General features: G+C 68.2%; 16 protein-coding genes. 15 read left to right on the plus strand and 1 reads right to left on the minus strand.

Features of this window, described 5'->3' with window-relative positions:
* The first annotated feature begins 32 nt into the window (after positions 1 to 32).
* The 14 genes from ACR9Y6_RS09235 (at position 33) to ACR9Y6_RS09300 (ending at position 13,358) form a co-directional block, all read left to right on the plus strand.
* On the plus strand, positions 33 to 1,259 hold the full coding sequence (locus tag ACR9Y6_RS09235; RefSeq protein WP_481282712.1) for a beta-ketoacyl-ACP synthase: 1,227 nt from the start codon (positions 33 to 35) through the stop codon (positions 1,257 to 1,259).
* A complete protein-coding gene (locus ACR9Y6_RS09240; RefSeq protein WP_481281018.1) occupies positions 1,259 to 2,485 on the plus strand; it encodes a beta-ketoacyl-[acyl-carrier-protein] synthase family protein in 1,227 nt (408 codons plus the stop codon). Before ACR9Y6_RS09235 ends, ACR9Y6_RS09240 begins: the two co-directional genes overlap by 1 nt.
* Positions 2,482 to 3,207, plus strand: coding sequence for a beta-ketoacyl synthase chain length factor (locus tag ACR9Y6_RS09245; protein ID WP_481281019.1), 726 nt, complete (start codon positions 2,482 to 2,484; stop codon positions 3,205 to 3,207). Before ACR9Y6_RS09240 ends, ACR9Y6_RS09245 begins: the two co-directional genes overlap by 4 nt.
* On the plus strand, positions 3,183 to 3,971 hold the full coding sequence (locus ACR9Y6_RS09250; RefSeq protein WP_481281020.1) for a lysophospholipid acyltransferase family protein: 789 nt from the start codon (positions 3,183 to 3,185) through the stop codon (positions 3,969 to 3,971). The genes ACR9Y6_RS09245 and ACR9Y6_RS09250 overlap by 25 nt, the downstream gene beginning before the upstream one ends.
* Positions 3,968 to 4,237, plus strand: coding sequence for a phosphopantetheine-binding protein (locus tag ACR9Y6_RS09255; RefSeq protein ID WP_481281021.1), 270 nt, complete (start codon positions 3,968 to 3,970; stop codon positions 4,235 to 4,237). The genes ACR9Y6_RS09250 and ACR9Y6_RS09255 overlap by 4 nt, the downstream gene beginning before the upstream one ends.
* Positions 4,225 to 5,397, plus strand: coding sequence for an ApeI family dehydratase (locus ACR9Y6_RS09260; RefSeq protein ID WP_481281022.1), 1,173 nt, complete (start codon positions 4,225 to 4,227; stop codon positions 5,395 to 5,397). The genes ACR9Y6_RS09255 and ACR9Y6_RS09260 overlap by 13 nt, the downstream gene beginning before the upstream one ends.
* On the plus strand, positions 5,390 to 6,343 hold the full coding sequence (locus ACR9Y6_RS09265; RefSeq protein WP_481281023.1) for an LpxL/LpxP family acyltransferase: 954 nt from the start codon (positions 5,390 to 5,392) through the stop codon (positions 6,341 to 6,343). Before ACR9Y6_RS09260 ends, ACR9Y6_RS09265 begins: the two co-directional genes overlap by 8 nt.
* On the plus strand, positions 6,333 to 6,782 hold the full coding sequence (locus ACR9Y6_RS09270; protein ID WP_481281024.1) for an acyl-CoA thioesterase: 450 nt from the start codon (positions 6,333 to 6,335) through the stop codon (positions 6,780 to 6,782). Before ACR9Y6_RS09265 ends, ACR9Y6_RS09270 begins: the two co-directional genes overlap by 11 nt.
* Entirely contained in the window at positions 6,779 to 7,501 is a 723-nt protein-coding gene (locus ACR9Y6_RS09275; RefSeq protein WP_481281025.1) for a class I SAM-dependent methyltransferase, read from the plus strand. Before ACR9Y6_RS09270 ends, ACR9Y6_RS09275 begins: the two co-directional genes overlap by 4 nt.
* Positions 7,498 to 8,679, plus strand: coding sequence for a beta-ketoacyl-[acyl-carrier-protein] synthase family protein (locus ACR9Y6_RS09280; RefSeq protein WP_481281026.1), 1,182 nt, complete (start codon positions 7,498 to 7,500; stop codon positions 8,677 to 8,679). Before ACR9Y6_RS09275 ends, ACR9Y6_RS09280 begins: the two co-directional genes overlap by 4 nt.
* A complete protein-coding gene (locus tag ACR9Y6_RS09285; protein ID WP_481281027.1) occupies positions 8,676 to 9,149 on the plus strand; it encodes a hotdog family protein in 474 nt (157 codons plus the stop codon). The genes ACR9Y6_RS09280 and ACR9Y6_RS09285 overlap by 4 nt, the downstream gene beginning before the upstream one ends.
* The gene (gene fabG / locus ACR9Y6_RS09290; protein WP_426287200.1) at positions 9,146 to 9,874 is read left to right on the plus strand and encodes a 3-oxoacyl-ACP reductase FabG; all 729 of its coding nucleotides are present in this window, start codon (positions 9,146 to 9,148) and stop codon (positions 9,872 to 9,874) included. The genes ACR9Y6_RS09285 and fabG overlap by 4 nt, the downstream gene beginning before the upstream one ends.
* Before the next feature lie 132 nt (positions 9,875 to 10,006).
* Positions 10,007 to 12,121 (plus strand): YccS family putative transporter, encoded by a 2,115-nt coding sequence (gene yccS, locus ACR9Y6_RS09295; protein WP_481281028.1) that lies wholly within the window; start codon positions 10,007 to 10,009, stop codon positions 12,119 to 12,121.
* A 79-nt stretch (positions 12,122 to 12,200) separates the two neighbouring features.
* Positions 12,201 to 13,358, plus strand: a complete 1,158-nt coding sequence (locus tag ACR9Y6_RS09300; protein WP_481281029.1) for an isovaleryl-CoA dehydrogenase — start codon at positions 12,201 to 12,203, stop codon at positions 13,356 to 13,358.
* A 560-nt stretch (positions 13,359 to 13,918) separates the two neighbouring features.
* Here the strand turns inward: ACR9Y6_RS09300 and ACR9Y6_RS09305 are convergent.
* The gene (locus tag ACR9Y6_RS09305; RefSeq protein WP_481281030.1) at positions 13,919 to 16,780 is read right to left on the minus strand and encodes a S8 family serine peptidase; all 2,862 of its coding nucleotides are present in this window, start codon (positions 16,778 to 16,780) and stop codon (positions 13,919 to 13,921) included.
* Between the two features lie 276 nt (positions 16,781 to 17,056).
* Here ACR9Y6_RS09305 and ACR9Y6_RS09310 point away from each other — a divergent pair, with 276 nt between their 5' ends.
* Entirely contained in the window at positions 17,057 to 18,232 is a 1,176-nt protein-coding gene (locus ACR9Y6_RS09310; protein WP_481281031.1) for a thiolase family protein, read from the plus strand.
* The last annotated feature ends 55 nt before the right edge of the window (positions 18,233 to 18,287 follow it).

Here is an 18,287-nt window from a genome sequence, read left to right on the forward strand (position 1 = left end):
ACACCACCGCATATTCCATGGGGAATCGCACGATGAAACGCGTCGTCGTCACCGGCATCGGCGGCATCACGCCGCTTGGCCACGACTGGGCCGGCATCGAGGCGCGCCTGCGCCGGTTCCATAACGCCGTGCGCCGGATGGGCGAGTGGGACTACTTCGACAAGCTCAACGGCCGCCTGGGCGCACCGGTGGACGATTTCAGCCTGCCCACGCACTGGTCGCGCAAGCACGTGCGTTCGATGGGCCGCGTGGCGCAACTGGCCGTCGCCGCCAGCGAACGCGCACTCGCGGATGCCGGCCTGCTTCACGACGAGCGCATCGCCGATGGCCGCATGGGCGTGGCCTACGGCTCGTCCGGCGGCAGTATCGAGCCGGCCCGTACCGTGGGGCACATGCTGGAAACCGGCTCGATGCAGGGCGTGACCGCCACCAGCTACATCCAGATGATGGCGCACACCACGGCGGTGAACGTGGGCGTGTTCTTCGGCCTCAAGGGCCGGGTGATCACCACTTCGAGCGCCTGTACCTCGGGAAGCCAGGCCATCGGCTACGGTTACGAAGCGATCCAGCAAGGCAAGCAGACGCTGATGCTGTGCGGTGGCGCCGAGGAACTCTCCGGCCCGGGCGCGGCCGTGTTCGACACCTTGTTCGCCACCAGCACCCGCAACGATACGCCGGAACTCACGCCCCGACCGTTCGACGCCGGGCGCGACGGCCTGGTGGTCGGCGAAGGCGCGACCACGCTGATCCTCGAAGAATACGAACACGCACTGGCGCGCGGTGCGCGAATCTATGCCGAAGTCGTCGGATTCGGCACCAATTCCGACGGCGCGCACATCACCCAACCCACGCGGGAAACGATGGCGGGCGCCATGCGCCTGGCGTTGGCGGATGCGGGATTGCCGGCTTCCGCGATCGGCTACGTCAGCGCGCATGGCACCGCCACCGATCGCGGCGACGTGGCCGAGAGCCACGCCACCGCCGACGTGCTGGGCGCCGGCGTGCCGATCAGCTCGATGAAGAGCTACGTCGGCCACACGCTGGGCGCCTGCGGCGCGCTGGAAGCCTGGTGGGCAATCGAGATGATGCGCGGCGGCTGGTTCGCCCCGACGATCAACCTCGACACGCCCGACCCCGAGTGTGCGGCACTGGACTACCTCACCGGCGAAGGAAGGGACATCCAGACCGACCACGTGATGAACAACAACTTCGCCTTCGGCGGCATCAACACCTCGCTCATCTTCAAGGCGCATCGCTGATGCGGCGTGTCGTCGTCACCGGCATGGGCGCGGTGTCCTGCCTCGGCGCCGGCCGGCATGCGCTGTTCGAGGGATTGCGCGCGGGCCGTGCGGGCTTTCGTCACAGGGACGACTTCGAGGCGCTAGGCATGCGCTGCCGGGTCGCCGCGCCCGTCGACCTGTCCGCGCTGGAGCCGCCACCGCGCAAGCTGCGCCGCTACCTGCCCCAGGCGGCCGAGTTCGCCTGGCACGCCACGCGTGAAGCACTGGCCGAGGCGAAGCTCGACGAGGCGCGGGTGCGCGAACGCGATGTCGGCATCGTCATGGGCGGTGCCGCGGCGTTGAGCGAGTACGAGGCCGGCCTGGATGTCTTCCACGCCAAGGGGATATCCCGGCTGTCACCCTTCATCGTGCCGCGCAGCATGGGCAGCGCGGTATCGGCCACGCTCACCCATGCGTTCGGATTCGGCGGCCGCGGATTCACCGTCGGCTCCGCCTGCACGAGCGCCACGCACGCGATCGGCCAGGGCATGGAACTGATCCAGCTCGGCCGCCAGGACATCGTGGTGTGTGGCGGGGCCGAGGAACTGCATGACAAGGCCGCCATGTGCTTCGACGTGATGAATGCCCTTTCCTCCACCAGCGTGGCCGGGGAGCGCGTGTCCACGCCCTACGCCATCGACCGCGACGGCATCCTGCTCGGCGGCGGCGCCGGCGTGCTGGTGCTGGAATCGCTGGAACACGCGTTGTCACGGGGAGCGACGATCCTCGCCGAGATGGCGGGCTACGGCGCCGCCTCCGATCCGGACGGCATGATCAGCCCCGCCGCGGACGGCATGGCGGAAGCCATGCACCAGGCCATCGACCTCGCCGGCACCCTGCCGGACTACGTGAACACGCACGCCTGCGCCACCGTCGCGGGCGATCTCGCCGAATGGGAGGCGCTGCGCCGCGTTTTCGGCGATCGCGGCCACCCGGTGCCGCCGATGTCGTCGATCAAGGGCCTCATCGGCCACGCGCCCGCCGCCGCGGGTGCGCTCGATGCCATCGCCGCGATCGCGATGATGGAACGGGAGGTCCTGCTTGGCGGTGCCACGCCACGCGAACGCGATCCCGCCTTCGCCGACGCTCCGCTCATCGAGGGCGAACGCGCGGCACGCATCGATAGCCTGCTTTCGAATACCTTCGGCTTCGGCGGGAGTTGCGCCGCGCTGGTGATCCGCCGTTTCGACGGGGACAACGCATGATCGACCTGCACATCGACGCGTGGCGTGCCTGGGCGCCGGGCATCGACGACGCCGCCGACTGGGCGGCATGGGCCGCCGCTCCGCACCCCGTCGTCGATCGTGGCGAACAGCCTGCCTGCGATTTCGTACCGGCGATGCAACGCCGCCGTCTCAGCAGGCTGGCGCGCATCGTGATGCACACCGCGTGGCCCTTGTGCGGCGACGACGAACAATTGCCTTTCGTGTTCGCCTCTCGCCACGGCGAAACCACCCATACGTTCGCCATGCTCGACGAGATCGGCCGCGAAGCCCCGCTGTCACCGACGCGGTTCGGCCTGTCCGTGCACAACGCCATCGCCGGGCAATGGTCCATCCTGCGCGGCCAGCGCGGCGAATCGGTGGCCATCGCCGGCGAGGACGACACCTTCGAGCACGCCGTCGTGGAGGCCGCGACCCTGCTGGCCGAGGGCGCTTCCGCCGCCATCGTGGTCGTCGCCGAAGAGCTCCCCGCCAAGGCCTACGACGGGTGGATCGACGACGTGCCCTTCTCGTATACGCTGGCACTGCGTGTGTCGCTGGCAGGCGACGGCCCGCGCTGGCGCCTGTCGCTCGGTGAAAACACCGGCGCCACGCCGGCGGCCGGTGAGCCGCACGCCTTGCGTTTCGTCCGCGCCCTGCACCATGGTGCGACCCTCGACCACCCGTGGAAGACACGACGATGGACCTGGCAGCCGATAGCGTGAGCCGCCGCCGCGACGCCTGGGCGTGGCGCTTCGTCTTCACCGCGCTCAGCTTCGCGCTGTTCGGCGTCGGCGGCGTGCTGCTGCGGCTGCTCATCCTGCCCGTGGTCCTGCATTGGCCAGGGCCGCCCGCCGTGCGCCGGCGGCGCGCCCGGCGCACGGTCGGCCACGCCTTCTGGCTGCATGCCCAGTTCATGTACCGGACCGGCGTGGTGAACTATTCCTTCGAAGGCCTGGAGAAGCTGGGCCGCCCCGGCCAGATGATCGTCGCCAACCACCCTTCGCTGATCGACGTGGTCTACCTCATCGGCCACGTGCCCGATGCCAACTGCATCGTGAAGCACAGCCTCTGGAAGAACCCCTGCATGCGCGGGCCCGTGAGCGTCGCGCAGTACATCAGCAACGACGGCAGCGCGGACATGCTGGAGCGCGCGGCCGACGTGCTGCGCGAAGGACAGACGCTGATCGTCTTCCCCGAAGGCACGCGGACCACGCCGGGAAAATTCCCCGTGTTCCACCGTGGCGCGGCGGCGATCGCCGTTCGCGGGGCGCGGGTGGTCACGCCGGTGTTCATCAGCGTCCGGCCCACCACGCTGACCAAGGCCGAGCCGTGGTATCGCGTCCCGCACCGCCGCGTGCGCATGCATCTGCGCGTGGGTGACGACATTCCCGTGGAGGGCTTCAGCGAAGGTACTCCCGCGCCGATAGCCTCCCGACGTCTCAACGAACACCTGCACGCCCTCTACGCCAGGGAACTCAAGGCATGAACGACCTCGAGCGGGATATCGCCCGCCTCATCATCGACACGCTCGCCCTGGAACACCTGGGTGTCGACGACATCGCCCCGGACCAGCCGCTTTTCGGCCAGGGCCTCGGGCTGGATTCGGTCGATGCGCTGGAACTCGCGCTCGCCCTGCAAAACCGCTATGGCCTGAAGATCGCATCGGATTCGCGCGACGCGCGGCGCCATTTCGAAACCGTGCGCAGCCTGGCCCTCTACGTCCAGGCGAGTGGGCCCGCATGCGCAAGCTGAGCGACCTCGTCCTCCTGATCGTCGGCGTGCTGTACCCGTTCATCGTGTACTTCGGCATGGATCACGTGTCGACGCCGGTCTTCGGCTTGATCCTCGGAAGCCTCTGGCTCGTCCGCGCCCCCGCGCTCCTGCGCCAGCCAGGCGGGCGCTGGATGCTCGGCATCACCCTGGTCTATTGCGCCGTGCTCGCCTTCGGCGGCGAAGAACACCTGCTGCGCTGGTACCCCAGCCTGATCTGCGCCCTGCTGCTGGCGGCCTTCGGCCTGAGCCTGAAATACGGACCGCCGATGATCGAGCGCATCGCCCGGGTGAGCGAACCGGACCTGCCACCGGTGGCCGTCCGCTATACGCGCCGGGTGACCTGGGTATGGGTGGCGTTCTTCGCGCTCAACGGCACCGCCTCCGGCGTGCTCGCCGAGTGGGGGCCGCTTTCATGGTGGACGTTCTACAACGGCATCCTCGCCTATTCCGTCATGGGCGCGCTGTTCCTGGGCGAGTGGATACTCCGCCAGCGCCTTCGCCGGCGGATCAACAAGGCGCCGATGGACGATGCGGCGCGACGGCTCGCCTCGCATCCATGGGTCGCCGCGGCGGCGGGCGGGTATGCAGGAAAGCGGGGCCCGGGCATGGTGGTCGCGCTGGGCACCGCTGGACGGCTGGCCCTGCTTCGTCACGGCCGCGAGGGCCTGGTCAACGAGCTCGGCCAGTACGCGGCCGGTGACGACGCCCTGTCGACGCCCTTGGTCTGGCGCTTCGTCGATACGCTGCCGGAATCGCCCGGCGTCGATGCGCTGCTGCGCGCTCCCTTGCCCGAGACCCCCATCGTGCTCGGCGAGCGCCGCGAAGGCGACACCTGCACGATCGACCTCGAACTGCCGCTCGACCTCGCCTGCTTCGCGGACCACTTCCCCGATGCGCCGGTGCTGCCCGGTGTATTGCAGGTCGGTTGGGCGCTCGACCTGGCCGCGCCGCGGCTGGGCACATCACGCACTTGCCGTGCCGTGGACGGCCTGAAGTTCCAGCGGCTGCTCCGCCCCGGCGACCGGGTCCGTCTCGTCCTGCGCCACGACCGCGATACCGCGCGCCTTCACTTCGCCTATCGCATGGACGACGCAGCCGTCTCCTCGGCCCATCTTCGCCTGGATGCCACCCATGCCTGAGGCGACGGCGAACGTGCATTGGGCGGCGCAGAAGGAGCGCGGCAACTTCCTCGGCATCAAGCTCACCGCCATCGCCGTGCGGCTACTCGGCCGGCGCGTGGTCACGCCCGTGATCCAGCTGATCGTGCTGTACTTCTTCGTCACCGGGCGCGCGGCGCGACACAACGTGCGCGACTACCAGCGGCGCCTCGCCGCATGGAGCGGGCGCGCCGGCCTCTTCCCACGTTCGCGTGCCGTGTTCGCCCAGTACCTGGCCTTCGGCGAATGCATGCTCGACCGCTTCGATGTCTGGCGCGGCAAGCTGCGCCTCGCCTCGATCGACATGGACGATCCCGATGGCGTACGCGATGCGCTATTGGCCGGTGGGCGCGGGCAGCTGCTGGTCTGCACCCACCTGGGCAACCTCGACGTATGCCGTGCGATGGCCGAACTCGGCGAGGGCGTGGCGCTGAACGTCCTGATGCACCTGCCCAGCGCCGCGCACTTCAACCGGCTGCTTGGCGAATCGGGCGACAAGCGGCTGCGCCTGATGCACGTGGGCGACCTGGACACCTCCGCGATGCTGGAACTGTCGCAGCGCCTGGAGCGAGGCGAATGGATCGCCATCGCCGGCGACCGCGTGCCGCAACATGGCGGCCGCGTCGTCGACGCGGACTTCCTCGGCGCCCCCGCGGCCTTCCCGCAAGGTCCGTGGCTGATGGCGGCGATGCTGCGTTGCCCGGTGAATCTCGTTTGCTGCCTGAAACACCGGGGCCGTTATCGCATCCACCTGCGCCACTTCGCCGATGCCGCCGGCTGGGAACGCGGGTCGCGCGACGCGGCCATCGCCAGGTCGGTGACGGACTATGCCGCGTGGCTCGGCGAGCGTTGCCTCGAGGCGCCCTTGCAATGGTTCAATTTCCACCCGTACTGGCACGAGACGAACGGAGCAACCCATGCGCGCTAGCGGCATCCTCGCCGCCGAGATCGAAGTGACCGTCCCTTTCTTCGACGTCGACTCCATGGACGTCGTCTGGCACGGCCACTACGTGAAGTACCTCGAGATCGCGCGTTGCGCGCTGCTCGACGACCTCGGCCACAACTACAGGCGGATGAAGGAGACCGGCTACGCCTGGCCCATCATCGACCTGCAACTGCGCTATGCCCGCGCCGCACGCTTCGGACAGATCCTGCGCGTGCGCGCCGAACTGGTCGAGTGGCAGAACCGCCTGAAGATCCACTACACGTTGAGCGATGCCGCCAGCGGCGAGCGCCTCACCCGTGCCAGCACCATCCAGGTCGCGGTGAGCCTCGTCGACGGAGAGATGCAACTGGTCTCGCCCACCGTGTTCACCGACGACGTCGATCGTCGCCTCGCACGCCGCTCCGCGGGAAGCACGCCATGAAGTACGCCAGCGCCACCTATGTCGAGGAAACCCGGATCGGTTTCGTTTTCCTGCGCACGCATACCTGGCAGCACCACGTGCTACGGGTCGCCATCAACGACCTGAAACGACTGGCCGGCGAGCCGCTGCCACGAGGTGGCACCCTGCTCGATGTCGGTTGCGGCCAGGGCCGCTCGTTCCGCCTGCTGCGCGATGCCTTCGCACCCGCCCGCATCGTGGGCCTGGACGCCGACCCGCACAGCATCGCCTTGTCGGCCCGGGAAGCGGAACGCGAAGGCATCGAGGCGAAGCTGATGCTCGGCGACTGCGCCAGCATCGACCTGCCCGATGCCAGCGTGGACGTGCTGTTCTGCCACCAGACCTTCCATCACCTGGTGGAACAGGAACGCGCCCTCGACGAATTCTGGCGCGTACTGAAGCCGGGCGGACTGCTGCTCTTCGCCGAATCCACGCGCGCCTATATCGACACCTGGGTGATCCGCTGGTTCTTCCGCCATCCGATGCACGTGCAGAAGAGCGCCGACGAATACATGGCGATGCTGCGCGCCCGGGGTTTCGTCTTCGACCAAAGCAATATTTCCCTGCCCTACCTCTGGTGGAGCCGGTCGAAGGATTTCGGCCTGCTCGAACGCTGGGGCATCAAGGCGCCGCCCCCGCCCGGCGAGCGCGAGGAAACCCTGGTGAACGTGGCCGCGCGCAAGCCGCTCTCCCCGGCATGAACACGACGTACCTCAACGCGCTCGGCGTTGCCTGTTCGCTGGGCGCGGGCAAGGCCGCGGTGGCCGATGCGTTGTTTCACGCATCCACACACGGTCTCCGGCCACTCGATGGCTGGGTGCCCGCGCGCACCTTGCCGCTGGGCGAAGTGACGGCGGAGCTGCCGCCCGTACCCGCCGGCATGGAGGGGCGGGACACGCGCAACAATCGCTTGCTGCTGCTCGCGGCCAGGGAAATCGAAACGGAGATCCGTGCCGCGATCGCCCGCTTCGGAGCCGCCCGCGTGGGCGTGGTCGTCGGCACGAGCACCACCGGCATCGAGGAAGCGACCCGCGGCATCGCCGCGCGTGGCGTGGACGGCGCATGGCCCGACGATTACCGCTACAGCGACCAGGAACTCGGGGCACCGGCCGCCTTTCTTGCCGAGTGGCTGGGTGTCGCCGGCCCCTGCTACGGCATTTCCACCGCGTGCACCTCGGGCGCACGCGCCCTGCTCAGCGCGCAGCGGCTCCTTCGGCTCGGCCTGTGCGATGCGGTGATCTGTGGTGGCGCCGATACCCTTTGCCGCCTCGCCACGAATGGATTCCATGCACTGGAAGCCATGGCACCCGAACGCTGCCTGCCGTTCTCCCGTTCGCGTGATGGCATCAACATCGGCGAAGCCGCCGCGTTGTTCCTGATGACCCGTGACGCCGCGCCGGTCGTCATGCTCGGCGGCGGCGCCAGTTCGGACGCCCACCACATGTCGTCGCCCGAACCCGATGGGCGCGGTGCCAGCGAAGCGATGCGCCGCGCCTTGTCGACGGCGGGCATCGCCGCGGATAGCGTCGACTACGTGAACCTGCACGGTACCGCCACCGAGCACAACGACGCGATGGAAAGCCACGCGATGGCCACCACCTTCGCGCGTCCCGTGCGCTGCTCATCGACCAAGGCGCTGACCGGGCACACGCTGGGTGCCGCAGGTGCCCTGGAAGCCGCGTTCTGCTGGCTCGCGCTCACCGACCCGTGGCGGCGCCTGCCCCCGCATGCATGGGACGGCGAGCCCGATCCGGCACTGCCGTCCCTCGCCTTCACGCGAATCGGCGACACGCTGCCGGCGGGCCGTCGCCACCTCATGAGCAATTCGTTCGCGTTCGGCGGCAACAACGCGAGCCTGATCCTGGCGGACGCGACATGATCCCCTGGTCCATCGATCGATTGCTCCCGCACGCCGGCAGGATGATCCTGCTCGACCGCGTCGTGGAATGGGACGCCGAACGCATCGTGTGCGAACGGGTCGTACGTCCTGGCGACGCCTTCGTCCAGGCCACCGGCCTTCCCGCCTGGACCGGCGTGGAACTCATGGCCCAGGCCATCGCGGCATGGAACGGGTGCCAGGTACTGACGGCCGGTGGCGCGGTGAGGCCGGGATTCCTGCTCGGCACGCGCGCCTATCGCGCGGATGTCGACGCCTTTCCACCGGGCACCCGGTTGGCTGTCGAAGCCGTGCGCAACTTCCACGACGACGACGGCATGGGTGCCTTCACCTGTCGCATCGACGCGCCGGGCATGCACGCGGAGGCCCGGCTGACCGTTTTCAGCCCGCCCGATCCAGCGCCCTTCCTCGATCCACGCAACAGCCTCGATTCCAGGGGAACCCCACCATGACCGATACCATCCTCGTCACTGGCTCGAGCCGCGGCATCGGCCGCGCCATCGCGATGAACCTCGCCGACGCCGGTTACGACCTCGTCCTGCACTGCCGTTCGCGGCGCGAGGAAGCCGAAGCCGTGCAGGCGGATATCGCAGGGAAAGGCCGTGCCGCGCGGATACTGCAATTCGATATCTCGGACCGCGCCGCATCGGCGGCCGCCCTCGAAGCCGATGTCGCCGCGCACGGCGCCTATTACGGCGTCGTCTGCAACGCGGGCCTCACTCGCGACGGTGCCTTTCCCGGGCTCACGTCCGAGGATTGGGACCAGGTGCTGCGGACCAACCTGGACGGTTTCTACAACGTGCTGCATCCGCTGGTGATGCCGATGATCCGCCGGCGCGCGCCCGGGCGCATCGTATGCATCACCTCGGTGTCGGGCCTGATCGGCAACCGTGGCCAGGTGAACTACAGTGCCTCCAAGGCGGGTGTGATCGGCGCCGCGAAGGCATTGGCCGTGGAACTGGCCAAGCGCCGGATCACCGTCAACTGTGTCGCGCCGGGCCTGATCGACACCGACATGCTCGAACCGGAGGTGCCGGTGGAGCAGATCCTCAAGGCGATCCCGATGGAACGGACCGGCACGCCGGAGGAAGTGGCCGCGGCGGTGCGTTTCCTGGTGAGTGCGGAGGCCGGGTACATCACGCGGCAAGTCCTCGCGGTGAATGGTGGGCTTTGTTGAAGGCCTTGGCGGGATGGGGAAAGAGCATCGCCGCTGAAGCGGCTCCCCCACGAGTCACCGCAAGCCCTTGTGGGAGCCGCTTCAGCGGCGCTATCGCGATAGCGCCGATCCCATCCCGCTAAGCTAGGGGTCATGCGCCCCCTCCGCCAACTCGCCGAATCCGATCGCTTCGCCGACGTCGCGCGTGTCTTCCTCGCGCTGACCGGCATCGCCGCATGGTGCACCCTCGCCGGCCCCGTCGAGTCGCTCGTGCCCGCCCTGCTCGGCGCCATCGCCTGCGCCCTGGCCGAGACCGACGATGCCTGGCGCGGCCGACTGCGGGGACTCCTGGTCACCCTCGTCTGCTTCGCCGGCGCGGCAAGCGTGGTAAAGGCGTCGATCGGCCATCCTCCCTTGTTCGCCCTGTTGCTTGCCGCCGGCACCTTCGTGCTGGTGATGCTGGGCGCGGCCAGCGGACGCTACGCGACGATCGCCACGGCCACGCTGATCCTCTCGGTCTACACGATGATCGCATCCGACGCCTCGACCGCCGCCCCCGGCGACTGGCGCGGCACCGCCGCCATCCTCGCCGGCGCGGCGTGGTATGGCCTTCTTTCGCTGCTGTGGAGCGCCATGGCGCCGCAGCGCGCGGTACGCCACGCGCTGGCCCGGCTGTTCGAATCCCTGGCTGAGTTGATGGAAGCGAAGGCGGCGTTGTTCGAGCCGGTGCGGGGTCTCGACCGTGAAAAGCTGGCCGTGGAGTTTTCCCGGCGTAACCTGCAAACGGTGGAGGCGCTGGCGGCGACACGCGCCGCGTTGCTCGATCGCATCGGACGGCGTCAACCGCGCGGCCGTTCCGCCTCGCGGCTGGCCATGTTCTTCGCCGCCCAGGACATCCATGAACGAGTCAGTTCGTCACACTATCCCTATGACGAACTGGCGGCGGCGCTCTACCACAGCGACCTGATGTTCCGTTTCGGCCGCCTCCTGCGCTTGCAGGCCAGCGCCTGTCGCGAGCGTGCCGATGCCATCCGCCGCGTGGCGCCCATGGGCCCGATGGCCCTGCCCCGAGCCGCGCTCGACGACGTGCGCGAGGCCATCGCCTACCGACGCCGCAGCGATCCGCCCGGCCAGGCCCTGGACGACGCGCTGTCCGCGCTGCTTACCAACATGGAACATCTGCTGGCCAGCATCGAGGACGAAGGCAGCCTGCGCGAGGGTACCGACATCGCCTTGCAGGACAGCGAACCCGATACGTTCGCCGATGCCTTCGCGCGCATCCGCGTCCGCCTCGATCGCCGCTCCATGCATTTCCGCCACGCCGTACGCCTGGCGACGGGCATGCTCGCGGGCTACGGCCTCATGCTGCTCCTGCATCCGACCCACGGATACTGGATCCTCCTCACCACGCTGTTCGTCTGCCAGCCCAGCTACGGGGCAACCCAGCGCCGCACCATGCAGCGCATCGCCGGCACGATGGCGGGGCTGTTCGCGGGATGGGCCATGCTTCGCCTGCTTCCCGGCGGCGATTGGCGATTACCGGTGCTGGTCGCCACGGGCGTGGCGTTCTTCGCCTTCCGCCTGCGACGCTACGCCTTGGCGACGGCCGTCATCACGATCTTCGTCCTGCTCTGTTTCGACCTGGCGGGCGCGGGCTACGACGCCATCGGTCCCCGCTTGCTCGACACCTTGCTGGGGGCCTTCGTCGCCACCGTCGTCATTCGCTTCGTGCTGCCGGACTGGCGGGTACGCCGCCTGGAAGACATCGCCGCGGACACCTTGCATGCGTATGCGCGCTACCTCGAAGCGATCGCGAGCCAGTATGCCACCGGCAAGGCCGACGACCTGGCTTACCGCATCGCCCGCCGCGACGCCCACGCCACGCAGGCGGCGGTGGCGGGCAACGTGGCCGAATTGCTCGGCGAGCCCGGCCATTCCCGCGAGCGGGGCGAACGCGCGTTACGCCTGCTTGCGGCCCTCCAGGCCGGACTGTCGCACTTGTCCACCCTCGGCGCCCACCGCCAGGCCCTGGCCGTGCACGACGCGAACGCCGTGGAAAGGCTGGCCCACCGCGTCGCCAACGGCTTCGCCGCGCTTGCCGAACACGTCAGGGACGGTACGACGGCACCGTTGCTCGGCACGCCGGACCTGGTCGTCGATGCCGCCGCCCAGGCCGCCGGACCGGTCGAGACGGTGCGTCTGGTGGACCGCCAATGCCTGCTGCTGGTGCGCGTACACGACCGTATCGCCGGCCTTCCACCGATCTGATTGCTGCGTCGCGCCGTGGCTTGGACGTGCCCCCGCGCTACGATGGGCCGCTTTTCCCGCATCCTCCGGAGTTCCACGCATGCGCCCGTTTTCCCTCGGTGAAGACCTCGACCTCCTGCGCGAAAGCGTGCACGCCTTCGCCGAAAAGGAGATCGCGCCGCGCGCGGACCGGATCGACCGGGAGAACGTGTTCCCCGAAGATCTATGGCGCAAGTTCGGCGACATGGGCCTGCTCGGCGTCACGGTTCCCGAGGAATACGGTGGTTCGGGCCTGGGCTTCCTCGCCCACATGATCGCGATGGAAGAAATCTCGCGCGCCTCGGCGTCGGTCGGCCTGTCGTATGGCGCGCATTCCAACCTGTGCGTGCAGAACATCTACCACAACGGTAACGAGGCCCAGCGACGCAAGTACCTGCCCAAGCTCGCCAGCGGCGAATGGGTGGGCGCGCTGGCCATGAGCGAGCCCGGCGCGGGCTCGGACGTGGTCGGCTCGATGAGCTGCCATGCGGAGTTGGTCGGCGACACCTGGGTCGCCAACGGCACGAAGATGTGGATCACCAACGGCCCGGACGCCGACGTGCTGCTCGTGTACATGCGGACGGCGCCGCGCCCCGCTGGCAGCCGATGCATGACCGCCTTCATCGTCGAGAAAGGCATGAAGGGATTCTCCACGGCGCAGAAGCTCGACAAGCTCGGCATGCGCGGATCGAACACCTGCGAACTGGTGTTCGACAACTGCGAGATCCCCGCGGAAAACATCGTGGGCGAAGTGAACGAAGGCGTGCGCGTGCTGATGGGCGGCCTGGACACGGAGCGCCTGGTGTTGTCCGGCGGCCCGATCGGCATCATGCAGTCGGCCATGGACCTCGTGCTGCCGTACGTGCGCGAGCGCAAGCAGTTCAACGCCCCGATCGGCACGTTCGGCATGATGCAGGCCAAGGTCGCCGACATGTACACGGCGCTGCAATCGTCGCGCGGTTTCGCGTACATGGTGGCGCAGCAATTCGACAACGGCGTGAAGTCGCGCATCGATCCGGCGGCTTGCCTGCTCAATGCATCGACCAATGCGGTGAAGGTGGCGCTGGAGGCGATCCAGGCGCTGGGCGGCAACGGCTATATCAACGAGTTCCCCGCCGGCCGCCTGCTCCGCGACGCGAAGCTGTACGAGATCGGCGCGGGCACCAACGAGATCCGCCGCATGCTGATCGGCCGCGAACTGTTCCACGGCAAATCGTAAAGATAGACGAACCGCTTGAGGTGGGACCTGCTTAAAGTAGGAACTGCTTAAGGTGGGACCTGCTTAAGGTGGGACCTGCTTAAGGTGGGAGCCGACCCTGTCGGCGATGGGTGCTTGCCGTACCCTGGCCCGCTGCCGCGGGATCACCGACAAGGTCGGCTCCCACCAGGTCCGTTCCTAACCGGTCTACCCGATGCCCTTGTGGGAGCCGCTTCAGCGGCGATGGGTGCTTGCCGTACCCTGGCCCGCTGCGCGGGATCGCCGACAAGGTCGGCTCCCACCAGGTCCATTCCTAACCGGTCTACCCGATGCTCTTGTGGGAGCCGCTTCAGCGGCGATGGGTGCTTGCCGTACCCTGGCCGCTGCCGCGGGATCGCCGACAAGGTCGGCTCCCACCAGGTCCGTTCCTAACCGGTCTACCCGATGCCCTTGTGGGAGCCGCTTCAGCGGCGATGGGTGCTTGCCGTACCCTGGCCGCTGCCGCGGGATCGCCGACAAGGTCGGCTCCCACCTTTCATCGGAAGCCACCTTGGGCGGCTCCCGCCGTTTCCTTGCCTCGCTTACCAGGCCATGCGGAACGTGGCACTGGCCGAGCGTGAATGGTCGCGATCGGCGAAGCGCTGGTCGATATCGAAGCCCACCTGCGTACGCTCGCTCACGTCCCAGCCCAGCGTCATGCCGGCGGTCCCGGCGCGGCGCGAGAGGCCGATACCGTCGACCGGCGCCCACTGCGCGATGCCCGTATAACGTGCCGAGAACACCTCGCCCTTCGTCGCGAACGCATTCTGCCAGCCCAGTTTCGCATCGAGCCGCAGCTTGCCCATCGAGGTAAGCCACGATGCCCCGGCGCGCAGGCCGAACCCCGCCTGCCAGCGCGACGTGACCTGCCCGTTGGCGCTCAGTCCGAAGCCTTCGCCGCCGGACTCCTGGAAGCCGTCGCGACGAATGCTGGCGTACTCCACGTTGGCGAACGGCGTGAGCGAGAACGCACCCGCGTCCGTGCGGTAGCCGACTTCGCCATAGGCGACGTTGTAACGACCGGTGTTGTCTCCGCCGGCAAAGGATGCCTGGTCACCGAAGCGCAGCAGGCGTTGGGTATTGCCGCGGAAGTTGCCGAAGCCGAGACGCCCCACGCCATACCAGTTCGCGCCACGCGATCCGGCGTACAGCATGCCCTCCGTGGACCGGCTGCGCTGGCGATCGAAACTGTTCGACAACTGGCCGGTGCTGCGCATCTGCGCCACCGCCACGCCGGCGAAACCGTTCGCGCCCACGCGAACGTCGTTACCGGCAAGGCCGCCATCCAGATTGAACCCGACGTTGCCGAAACCGCCGCGGCTCAGGCCGCCCTGCCCATTGAACGATTGCATCCACGCGCCGCCCGCACCCTGGTGATCGAGGTGGCTCATCAGCGCATCGTTACCCGCCTCGATACCCGCGAGGGTGACGGCCGTGCTCGCCGCGTAGAGTTGGCCGGACAGCGACTCCAGCGAAGCCTGCGCGACCTGGGTGTTCGCCGATTGCTGAATGCCGCCCGCCGCGACCAGCGTGCCGGTCGCGAACGAGGTGCTCCCGGCCGACGTGCCGGTGAGGCTCCGGTCGATCTGCTGGAACGCGCCGTCGAGCCGCTGGGCGGACGACTGCGCGGCGGCGGACTGGCTCATGCTCGTGCTGGCGACCTGGCTCACGCTGAGCGTCGTGGTATCGATCCAGACTTCGGCGGGCAGGTACTGAAGGGTCGCGTTGAGAAAGACGCCGTTGGCTTTCGTCGTCGTGGAGAAGCCTCCCGAGATCGCGCTGGCCGTGAGCACCTGCTGGTGCGACGTCGGAACATAGCCGGAGACCGCGCCGGCGACGTGGAATTCGCCGGCGAGCGTGGCGGTGCCCGAAACGATGAGCGGCGCGCCCAGCAGCTGCGACAGCCGTCCCGTGGACGTCTGCACATAGTTGCCCGTGACATGCGTGGAGGTATCGGCTGTCTGCAAGGTAGCCGATACCTCCACGTCGCCACCGATGTCGCCATGCACGATCGCCGTGGCGCTGTCCTGCACCGTCAATGCGCCTGGAATGCCATGCATGGCTTCGAGGGTGATGCTCGATCCCGCCAGCGTCATCCCCTGGTAGGTATTGCTGCCACTCAGGGTGAGATGGGAATCACCGAAGGCGCGGAGGCCCCCGGCACCCGATATGTCGTTGGCGAACTCGGCGTCGTGGCCGTAGACACCGGCGGTGAAGTCGCCCCAATCGAACTTCGCCGGGCCGCGGATCGCGCGCCCGAGGTTCAGGCGTCCATAGCCATACACCGCATCCGGACCTGGCGCACCCAGATCATCCGCCGTGCCCAGCAGAACCTGCCGGACCGAGTCGAGGGACAGGCCAGGCATGGCCGACATCACCACCGCGGCGGCACCGGAAACCTGTGGTGCCGCGAACGACGTGCCGGCTCCATACACGTAGGTCGCCTGGCCCGTGGTCGCGTTCGGTGCGACGACCACGACCGCACCGGGCGCGGCAAGGCAATAATCTTGCGCGATACCGCAACGGTTGGAATACGAAGCGATCTGGTCGACGTGGTTGCTGTCCAGCGCGACGACGGTCAGCCAGCCTTTCTCCAGGCTGGGGACAAGACTCGGCAACGCGGCGACGGTCGAGGGATTGTCCCTGCCCTCGTTGCCTGCCGCGAACACGAAGAGCGCGTGTTCCATCGAGGCATGCAAGTACGCCGTCGCGAAATTCGCCGTGGTGTCCTTGTCCGCGGGATCCCAGTACAACCCGCCCCAGGAATTGTTGACGATCCGGGCGCCGGACGTGACGACGAGCTTGTCGTTCACGTCGCCCAACGGATCGGCCGAGGTCACCTTGTTGCCCTGGCCCGAGCCGTCGTCGACAGGTGCCTTGTCCGCGATGATGCGTGCCGAGACGATCGAGGCATCCGGCGCCACGCCACCGACGAAGGAACCATAGGGACGTCCGGCGGCGATCTCCGCCACGATGGTGCCGTGCCCGACGACATCGTCCACCGCCACGTTGTTCGTCGCGGGGTCGACGTAGATGTATTCCGCGCCCACGCGACCGGCCAGCGCGGGGTTCGAGGCGTTCACGCCGGAGTCGGCGATGCCGATGACGATGCCGGCCCCCGTGAATCCCGCGTCGTGGGCGGGCTTGACGTTGGTCGCCGTCAGCTGCACGTCCACCGGCGGCTGGGCGATCGTCGCGCCCGTGGAGGGCGGCTTGGGGATGTTGAAGGACGGTACGTCCGACAGGTTGTTCGACGGCACCGAGGGGATGTTGTTCGACGGCACGGAAGGGATGTTGGAGCTCCTGACGCCTCCGCTCCCTCCACCGCCGCAGGCCGTCAGGCCGATACCCACACAAACGGCCAGCGCGAGTTCGCGCCGACGCGGCATCTGCATCGTATTCATGTTGTCCCCTGGTCTGACGTCAATGTCTGCGCCCGCGATCCGTGGGCGCACCTGGGCAGATGTTGCCACAAGACCTTGCGGAAAGGCGCGGTGCGGGCGCAGGAAAGCGTGCGTCGGGTCGCAGGACCGGGGGGCGTTTCCCGGGCCCCGGTCCCCTTGTGCCACCCGTGTGAAACCGCCTGCGGCGGCGCAGATTGCCCCCGCCCCGGCCCCACTGCGATACTCAATGGGTTTTCCGCCCGGAAAGGGCGGCCATCCGAGTATCACGGAGTCCCCATGTCCGACATCGTCATCGCAGGCGCCAAGCGCACCGCCATCGGTTCCTTCCTCGGCCAGTTCACCGGCGTGCCCACGCCGAAGCTCGGCTCCATCGCCATCAAGGCGGCCCTGGAGCACGCGGGCATCGCCCCGGCCGACGTCAGCGAAGTCATCATGGGCTGCGTGCTGCCGGCCAACCTGGGCCAGGCGCCGGCGCGCCAGGCCTCCCTCGAGGCCGGGCTACCGACGTCCACCGGCTGCACCACCATCAACAAGGTGTGCGGCTCGGGCATGAAGGCCCTGATGCTCGGTCATGACCTGATCAAGGCCGGCTCGGCGTCGGTCGTCGTCGCCGGCGGCATGGAGTCGATGACCAATGCGCCGCACATGGTCAACGCACGCACGGGCATCCGCTATGGCGACGGCCAGCTGGTCGATCACATGGCCTGGGACGGGTTGACCAATCCCTACGACGGCAAGGCCATGGGCGTTTTCGGCGAACAGTGCGCCGACAAGTACCATTTCACGCGCGAGGAACAGGATGCCTACGCGATCGGTTCGGTCGAGCGCGCGCAGGCCGCGCAGAAATCCGGCGCCTTCGCCAACGAGATCGTGCCGGTGACCGTGCAGGGTCGCAAGGGCGCGCAGGATTTCGCCGAGGACGAACAGCCCGGTCGTTCGGACGTGGCCAAGATCCCCACGTTGCGCGCGGCGTTTCGCAAGGAAAACGGCACGATCACCGCCGCCAGCTCGTCGAGCATCTCCGATGGCGCCGCCGCGCTCGTCTTGCTTTCGGCGGACGATGCGAAGGCCCGCGGCGTTACCGCGCTGGCCCGCATCGTGGCCCACGCCACGCATTCGCAGGAACCGGAATGGTTCACCACCGCGCCGGTGGGTGCCATTTCCAAGGTGCTGACGAAGGCCGGCTGGACCCCCGACGATGTCGACCTGTTCGAGATCAACGAGGCCTTCGCGGTGGTACCGATGGCGGTGATGCGCGAACTCGGCGTGTCGCGCGAGAAGATCAACGTCAACGGCGGCGCGTGCGCCCTCGGCCATCCCATCGGTGCAAGCGGCGCGCGCATCGTCGTGACCCTTCTCAATGCGTTGACGGCGCGTGGGGCAAAAAGAGGTGTCGCCGCGCTGTGCATCGGTGGCGGCGAGGCAACGGCGATCGCCATCGAACTGGCGTGAACCCGGCGTCGATACGTGAGGCGGTCGTTTCGAAACGATCACGCCATGTCCATGG

The sequence above is a fragment of the Luteibacter sp. TLI7-4A genome (assembly GCF_056754745.1).

Excerpts from the sequence above, each read along its gene's own strand:
- ACR9Y6_RS09235 (WP_481282712.1), top strand. The coding sequence starts at position 33 with ATGAAACGCGTCGTCGTCACCGGCATCGGCGGCATCACGCCGCTTGGC.
- ACR9Y6_RS09240 (WP_481281018.1), top strand. The coding sequence starts at position 1,259 with ATGCGGCGTGTCGTCGTCACCGGCATGGGCGCGGTGTCCTGCCTCGGC.
- ACR9Y6_RS09245 (WP_481281019.1), top strand. The coding sequence starts at position 2,482 with ATGATCGACCTGCACATCGACGCGTGGCGTGCCTGGGCGCCGGGCATC.
- ACR9Y6_RS09250 (WP_481281020.1), top strand. The coding sequence starts at position 3,183 with ATGGACCTGGCAGCCGATAGCGTGAGCCGCCGCCGCGACGCCTGGGCG.
- ACR9Y6_RS09255 (WP_481281021.1), top strand. The coding sequence starts at position 3,968 with ATGAACGACCTCGAGCGGGATATCGCCCGCCTCATCATCGACACGCTC.
- ACR9Y6_RS09260 (WP_481281022.1), top strand. The coding sequence starts at position 4,225 with ATGCGCAAGCTGAGCGACCTCGTCCTCCTGATCGTCGGCGTGCTGTAC.
- ACR9Y6_RS09265 (WP_481281023.1), top strand. The coding sequence starts at position 5,390 with ATGCCTGAGGCGACGGCGAACGTGCATTGGGCGGCGCAGAAGGAGCGC.
- ACR9Y6_RS09270 (WP_481281024.1), top strand. The coding sequence starts at position 6,333 with ATGCGCGCTAGCGGCATCCTCGCCGCCGAGATCGAAGTGACCGTCCCT.
- ACR9Y6_RS09275 (WP_481281025.1), top strand. The coding sequence starts at position 6,779 with ATGAAGTACGCCAGCGCCACCTATGTCGAGGAAACCCGGATCGGTTTC.
- ACR9Y6_RS09280 (WP_481281026.1), top strand. The coding sequence starts at position 7,498 with ATGAACACGACGTACCTCAACGCGCTCGGCGTTGCCTGTTCGCTGGGC.
- ACR9Y6_RS09285 (WP_481281027.1), top strand. The coding sequence starts at position 8,676 with ATGATCCCCTGGTCCATCGATCGATTGCTCCCGCACGCCGGCAGGATG.
- fabG (WP_426287200.1), top strand. The coding sequence starts at position 9,146 with ATGACCGATACCATCCTCGTCACTGGCTCGAGCCGCGGCATCGGCCGC.
- yccS (WP_481281028.1), top strand. The coding sequence starts at position 10,007 with ATGCGCCCCCTCCGCCAACTCGCCGAATCCGATCGCTTCGCCGACGTC.
- ACR9Y6_RS09300 (WP_481281029.1), top strand. The coding sequence starts at position 12,201 with ATGCGCCCGTTTTCCCTCGGTGAAGACCTCGACCTCCTGCGCGAAAGC.
- ACR9Y6_RS09305 (WP_481281030.1), bottom strand. The coding sequence starts at position 16,780 with ATGAATACGATGCAGATGCCGCGTCGGCGCGAACTCGCGCTGGCCGTT.
- ACR9Y6_RS09310 (WP_481281031.1), top strand. The coding sequence starts at position 17,057 with ATGTCCGACATCGTCATCGCAGGCGCCAAGCGCACCGCCATCGGTTCC.